Source organism: Rhizobacter koreensis (genome assembly GCF_013366375.1).
Lineage (GTDB): Bacteria > Pseudomonadota > Gammaproteobacteria > Burkholderiales > Burkholderiaceae_C > Schlegelella_A > Schlegelella_A koreensis.
In genome coordinates, this window is the sequence record NZ_JABWMJ010000034.1 from 1 (window position 1) to 5,642 (window position 5,642).

Annotated in this window: 6 protein-coding genes; 2 read left to right on the forward strand and 4 right to left on the reverse strand. The window is 63.2% G+C overall.

Annotation, left to right across the window (positions count from 1 at the left end):
- Positions 1 to 297: 297 nt before the first annotated feature.
- The 3 genes from HQN59_RS25665 to HQN59_RS25675 all read right to left on the reverse strand — a co-directional run bounded on the left by HQN59_RS25665 (position 298) and on the right by HQN59_RS25675 (position 3,760).
- The gene (locus tag HQN59_RS25665) at positions 298 to 501 is read right to left on the reverse strand and encodes a hypothetical protein (protein WP_176071974.1); all 204 of its coding nucleotides are present in this window, start codon (positions 499 to 501) and stop codon (positions 298 to 300) included.
- Positions 502 to 2,294: 1,793 nt separating this feature from the next.
- Positions 2,295 to 2,966 (reverse strand): hypothetical protein, encoded by a 672-nt coding sequence (locus tag HQN59_RS25670; RefSeq protein ID WP_176071975.1) that lies wholly within the window; start codon positions 2,964 to 2,966, stop codon positions 2,295 to 2,297.
- 206 nt (positions 2,967 to 3,172) lie between these two features.
- Positions 3,173 to 3,760, reverse strand: a complete 588-nt coding sequence (locus HQN59_RS25675; protein WP_176071976.1) for a hypothetical protein — start codon at positions 3,758 to 3,760, stop codon at positions 3,173 to 3,175.
- 410 nt (positions 3,761 to 4,170) lie between these two features.
- On the opposite strand from HQN59_RS25675, the gene HQN59_RS25680 reads away from it, so the two are divergent.
- The gene (locus HQN59_RS25680; RefSeq protein WP_176071977.1) at positions 4,171 to 4,386 is read left to right on the forward strand and encodes a hypothetical protein; all 216 of its coding nucleotides are present in this window, start codon (positions 4,171 to 4,173) and stop codon (positions 4,384 to 4,386) included.
- On the opposite strand, the gene HQN59_RS25685 is transcribed toward HQN59_RS25680, so the two are convergent.
- Positions 4,383 to 4,715 (reverse strand): hypothetical protein, encoded by a 333-nt coding sequence (locus HQN59_RS25685; protein ID WP_176071978.1) that lies wholly within the window; start codon positions 4,713 to 4,715, stop codon positions 4,383 to 4,385. The genes HQN59_RS25680 and HQN59_RS25685 overlap by 4 nt on opposite strands.
- Before the next feature lie 198 nt (positions 4,716 to 4,913).
- Here HQN59_RS25685 and HQN59_RS25690 point away from each other — a divergent pair, with 198 nt between their 5' ends.
- A complete protein-coding gene (locus HQN59_RS25690; RefSeq protein ID WP_176071979.1) occupies positions 4,914 to 5,165 on the forward strand; it encodes a hypothetical protein in 252 nt (83 codons plus the stop codon).
- Positions 5,166 to 5,642 lie beyond the last annotated feature (477 nt).

Sequence of the window (5,642 nt, forward strand, 5' to 3'; positions counted from 1 at the left end):
GCGCGCGAGTCGGCCTGCCGAAGGCCCTTGCGCAGTCCGAAGCCGGCTCTCGCGGACCCCAAACCGTTCGATGGCACTAGTTCCACTCACTCCTTGCTGCGGAACGTGTTCTGCAGACCTTCCCTAGAGGCCAAGCACCAAAACTGCCTGCTGTAGCTGCTGAAGCCACGGGCAATCGTTGCGTGGTCACCCCACCACCATCAGCCCGTCGAAGTCCGCAGATCGGACCACAGTCCGCGCTGTTTGAGCGAAGGCTCCAAGCGACCACCGGCACGCGCCGGGATCAGCGCCAGCGCCTCAATGCTCGCCGTGGAACGGCTCGTGCGGCGTCCCAGCAGCTTGGCTCAGCTGAAGCAGCGCCGCCCAGACCGCCACAACGTACCCCGCGGCACCTTCCAGCTGCCCCATCGCCGCCAGCCGCTGCAGCTCCTCCGCAGGCGGATCGCTGGCGATGTAGACGCCCTCGGGCGTGTCTTGGATCGTGATCGTGAACTTGGGCACTGTCGCTCTCGGTTCGGTCTCTGTGCGGCTACGGTTCGCTTGGTAGCCGCTCTTGGTCACCTCTGTCCGCCTACGGTCCGGTTGTGGTCCGCTTTCGGTCCGCTTGCGGTCCGGATTTGGTCCGGTTTGACGCCAGGGCCAAGACGGAATGCGAGTGCAGGATAGGCGACGTGGCGCCAAATGTCTGACAAGCCAGCGCACGGCCCGAGCGCGCGGGGCGTAGCAGGGCCCGCCCTCCACGGAGCCGCTGAACGCCAGCAGAAGAGAGCGCCAGCGGCTGCGAAGGCTGCTCAGCCCTCTGGCACAGCAGGCTGCGGGGCGACCTCGGTGCGAGGTAGCGGCTGCACGGCTGGGCCGACGTGCGGGGTGATCTTGCCTGAGCTGCAGGCGGTCAATCCCTCGGCGTAGGTAATCAGCGTGTCTTAGTGCTTGGCTACGATGCCTGCACCTAAGACTTAGAGCTGCAGGCCGCGTGGCGATCAGCCCTTATAGGTCGGGAGGACCAAGATGCGAACGTGGCCTGCCTTGCTCGTGCTTCTGACGCTTGCGGCTTGCTCGACGGCGGCGACGGAGGCGCCAGAGTTGACGGATGCGCCCCCGCAGCGCGTCTTCGTGGAGCCGCAAGTGCCGGGGCAGAACGCAACCATCGTCGCGGTCTACCAACGCGGGAGCGGTACCTGCTACTTGGCGCTGTTCGTCGGACGTAGGCTGGTTGCAAGGCTTGCGCCGGGCGAGCGTGTCCAGGTACCTGTCGAACCGGGCGTGCACCTCTTGACCACCTGGTCCTACCCGGAAGGGGCGTCGGGGTGCGCTCGCCCGAGCACTGACCACATTCCGCTCGAGGCCCGCCTCACCCCCGGCGAGGCCAGGTACATCCGACTGACGATCTCCGAATCTGGCGCCGTAAACACGCTTGGCCCAGCTCGCTGAATACCTTCGGTATTTAGAAGTGGTGGCTCCGCGAGTTGCCAAGCGTGTGACGTGCGCGGTGCGCCGTGCCTATGGATCGCGGGGCGTAAGCTCCGCACGCATCGCGGAATGCCTATGTAGCGGGCGCTTTCGTCCCAAGGCTGCCGGCACAAGCTACAGGTGCTGGCTGGGAGACGAACTATGCCCTCATCGAACAAAGCCGCTAGCAGTGAAGCGGAATGGCCAACGATGAGGCGCCAGCTCGAACTGTCACGTCGAGAGGCCTCCTCAGCCTTCACCGCGATCTTGCGCAAAGTCGAGACTCGGAGCAGCCTGGTTGATGTGCATGATCTAAATCGTTGGAGGGAGGCGCGCGAGCGCCGGCAGGCAGTGGAAGAAGAAATCAACGCCTATCTCGTCCGCCGACTCGAGGAAGGCACCTAAAGGTACGGGTGTTGCGGCTCCTAAACCTACAGCCTCGCGGGAACGCTGGGGAGGTTTTGGGGTGCCCTGCCTGGAGTAGTCTGTCGACAGGCCCTAGGAGCCGCCATGCGCGAATCTGACGACGACCTGCTCTGGACAGACTGGGCCGCTCTGCGACGCAAGTTTGAGCAGGCGGGACGTGATTGCGCGGCCTCCTTCAGCGTAGTTCTGCGGGAGTTCGAGAGTTCGGGGCACGTGGCAGATCATGTCCTGGCTACCTAAGCACAGGCACGAGATCGTCGGCAGCGCGTCGATGCCGCAGTCCACAGCTATCTCCAGGGGCGAAGCGTGTACTGAGGGCGCGGCCCATCCGGGCCTGCAACGATCTGCCGTAGCTGTTCAAAGCGCTGGCATGTACGCGCCCTCGCCGCGCGCCTGCGTTGCTAGCGACGACGAGCGAGCTATAGCCGTCCAAGTTCGTCACGCGGCCTCGGTGACTTTGCTCGGGGACCGGCCGGGGCCGGTGAACTGTCGTCTTCCAGTGTGTACGAGATCAGCATTGCATTCTCTCGATCAACGGGACCCGTATAGAACAGAATCAGCGTACGACCGGATTTGTAGAAAAAACTCAGGCTTCCGTCTTCCTTGTCGGGCAAGATTCTGGGCGAACCATACTTCTTCCGCAGAGTTTGAGTTAACTGCAGCGCTAGCCTTTTCGCTTCGGAATTAGTAGAAGCCTCGTCTTTGGTTAGAACTACCTTGACGAGCCGATCCTGAGAAAAGTGGAACAGCACGGCAAAACGCGTGCTTGACAAGCTGCTAGAGGCAGCCATTACCTTCGTGACTCCGCGTGCCTCTAAAGCGTCCAGCTCCTTGAAGCTGCTCGTTCCGCGACGGAGCTCGGCCAGTGGCACAGGAGCGCCGGCTGCGGGCACCTTGCGTTGAACGTCGCTGATCGAATCGCCGAACTCGGTACCGCTCCAGAACACCTGCGACAGAGCAGGGCTGGACCCTAAGCACAAGAGAACTGCGACAACGCTGTAGCTATACGGGATCCGGCTGATCAGCCGGCTAAAGAACAGCCCCAAGCGGCCTCGAAGATCGCTGCGGTAAATGGGGGGATCGCGAGCCATGGCTGTCTCTCTGGACGTGTCACATCATGCCGCTTCTCGAGGAGGAGCGCCGTTGGTGACGGCGGGGCTGCTCCAAGCTGGCGCCCTTAGTTGGTCGTTCTTCTGAGGAGCCCACAGGTCGAAGGTGCTCACCAACACGCGAAGATGCTCACATATTTGAGGTGACCATCTTCGGCCTTACATGAGCACCTTCGTCTCGCCCGCAGCTAACGGCTCCAGAGGTCGGGGATGAGCACGGAAGTCAACGGGTTCGGGTGTACGCTCAGCAGGCACCGTCCCGAGGCGATGAAGATCCGCGCAAAGCATGGCTCCTCGAGGTAGGGTCGCACCTGCGACAAGCACAGCTGCGCGGCCTCGGCCACGTCCCCCGGGCGGCGTAGGGCTGATACGGGCCACCCGTCGTCGATAAGCAGCCAATTTGTGGCGTGTCGGGCGTAGCTGCCCGCTCTCAGCTTCACGGTGTTGTCCTCGATCCAGTACGCCATTGCCGCCGCCCACTGGGTCAGGACGTCGCCGGCTTTCCAGCGCCGAGGGCACCTGGAGGCTTCTTGCGACAAGCCTTGTGGCTCAAAGCTGGCGAGGTTTTGGTGCCCTGGAGCAAACGCCCGCAGCGGAACAGCGGCGTCGTGCTGGTCGCGCGCGGCCAGGATCCGGGCCCACTCTTCCGGTGCGGCTCGCGCGCAATCGATACCCACGGCCACGGTCGGCAGGAACAGGCTGAAGTAGGACCCGCCCGTGCATTCGACGCGCAGGGGATAGCGCAGCTCCGAGCCTGGCACGAGCGCGGCGAGCAAGCGCGCGACCGCATACCGCGCGCATTGTGATTCCGTAAGCGCGTCAGCTGGCTCGCGAACCGGGGCGTGGAGCTGGCGCAAGTGAACGACTAGCTCTCGGGCGGAAGCGGCGGAGATAAGAGGAGCGGGCTGCATGCTTGAGGAGGCTCTACCTGGCCGAATGACGGAATGAACTACGGCGATGGAGGACCCGGATGTCAGGTGCGAGCCAGAGCTGGCAGGCAGCGGGGCGCCCTTACCTAGACGCCTGGGAGCCACACGCTCCGGCCGCATTGCACGTCTTGCCGACGAACGGCAAGCGTGGCAGTCAACCCGCGGGGTCTACGTCCCCACAATGAGCCCAACGCCACTAAGAGAAGCCCGGCGCCGGTATGAAAGCTGTCGAGTACAAAGGCCACAGGATCACTCCCATGATCGTTCCGGCCGACGGCGGCGTCTGCGCGTCAGTAGCCGTCGTCGGCCCTGAGCGTGGAGGCCTGCGCTCGCAGCGGTTCATCGATCTGGGCCAGTTCCAAGACGCTGAGTCAGCATTCAGTGCAGCGATCGGGGCCGCCGAAGCGTGGATCGACGACGAGGCTCGGCGTACGCGACGCACACCAGGCACTGACTTCGCATCGCTCTTCTAAGGCGTCTCATCGGCCCTGCGCTTTGACGAGAAGGCCGGCCGGGACGCTGAACCCACCTTCGCTTCCGGCGCCGGGTACTCCACTAACCGAGGAACCCGCGCAGACGCCTCGGCCGACCTTGCGGCCGCCTTCTCGGCGCTGATCAGCGCCACCAGCGAGGCTGACCGGGCGAGCACCGCATCAAGGGCAGCTTGTAGACGCGCTGTGCTCCGGCCGCGCCTGCGCTCCCGTTCGATGGCTGCCACAAGGCTGCGTTTACGGGCATGCAGATAAATCAGGTGCATCTGCCGGATGACCGCGCGCGACGGAAAGCGATTGCTCAAATTCATGGACCGAATGTCGGCCGGCTCGCTCCCGTACCTTTGTAGGACAGTGCCGCTGTCACATTCTTGTGACTGTGACCTTTCTCACGCCGCTTGCTGGCGCCTTTGTTTTCTCGCTCCATCACCCCAGCGAGGGGGTCTCGTCGCGTCAGATCAGCCGCAGCATTAGCCACCCACACTTGTGGGCGACTTTAGGGGACAAGTATGAAAGCATCAGCTATAGCGCTGTTCATCGTGGGCGCGGCCGTGGCGAGCGGCAGCGTTGCGAAGGGGGGAAGCCACTACATCAGCGGGCATGTGACCAAGAGCGGCACATACGTACCGCCAAGCATGGCGACAAACCCGAACAGCACGATGGTCGACAACTACAGCAGCAAGGGGAACGTCAACCCATACTCCGGCAGGGTGGGCACGAAAGACCCCTACGCGGTGACAGCGCCATCGCCGAAGAAGTAGCCGTCAGCGCCTCCATCTCGCCTGTCGCTCGCAGCAAAGCAATGAAGTACCCGTGCCTATGTATATATCTGGACGAGGAAAATAACCTGTGCTTTGCCAAGGTGACGAGAGCTGGCGAGAGTCCCAAGCTAGTCATTGACGTGACTACCGATGAGCTGAAGGCCTGCTCGCCCGCTGAGCTGCGGGAAAGACTCGGCGGAACCGTCATCGGGTTGTTGACCGTGTGGAACAAGCACATAGCTTCGGAGTGGAGCGCCGGCAAGCCAAGCGACGGCACGTAGTGGTCGGAACTGCGAGCCCGGCAATCCAGTTGCGGAGAGCCTGCACGGCCCTCAGCTGAGGATTCATACGCGCCTGCGTATTTCAGCCCATCGTAGACGCTCGTTTCAGCCGATCGTAGACGGCGTTTCAGCCGAACGTGGACGCCATTTCAAGCTGATCGTGGACGACGTTTCAGCCTGATCGTGGACGATTGCG

What these genes read in the sequence shown, in the direction of transcription:
- HQN59_RS25680 (WP_176071977.1), top strand. Translation starts at nt 4,171, where the DNA reads ATGATCGTTCCGGCCGACGGCGGCGTCTGCGCGTCAGTAGCCGTCGTC.
- HQN59_RS25690 (WP_176071979.1), top strand. Translation starts at nt 4,914, where the DNA reads ATGAAAGCATCAGCTATAGCGCTGTTCATCGTGGGCGCGGCCGTGGCG.
- HQN59_RS25685 (WP_176071978.1), bottom strand. Translation starts at nt 4,715, where the DNA reads ATGAATTTGAGCAATCGCTTTCCGTCGCGCGCGGTCATCCGGCAGATG.
- HQN59_RS25670 (WP_176071975.1), bottom strand. Translation starts at nt 2,966, where the DNA reads ATGGCTCGCGATCCCCCCATTTACCGCAGCGATCTTCGAGGCCGCTTG.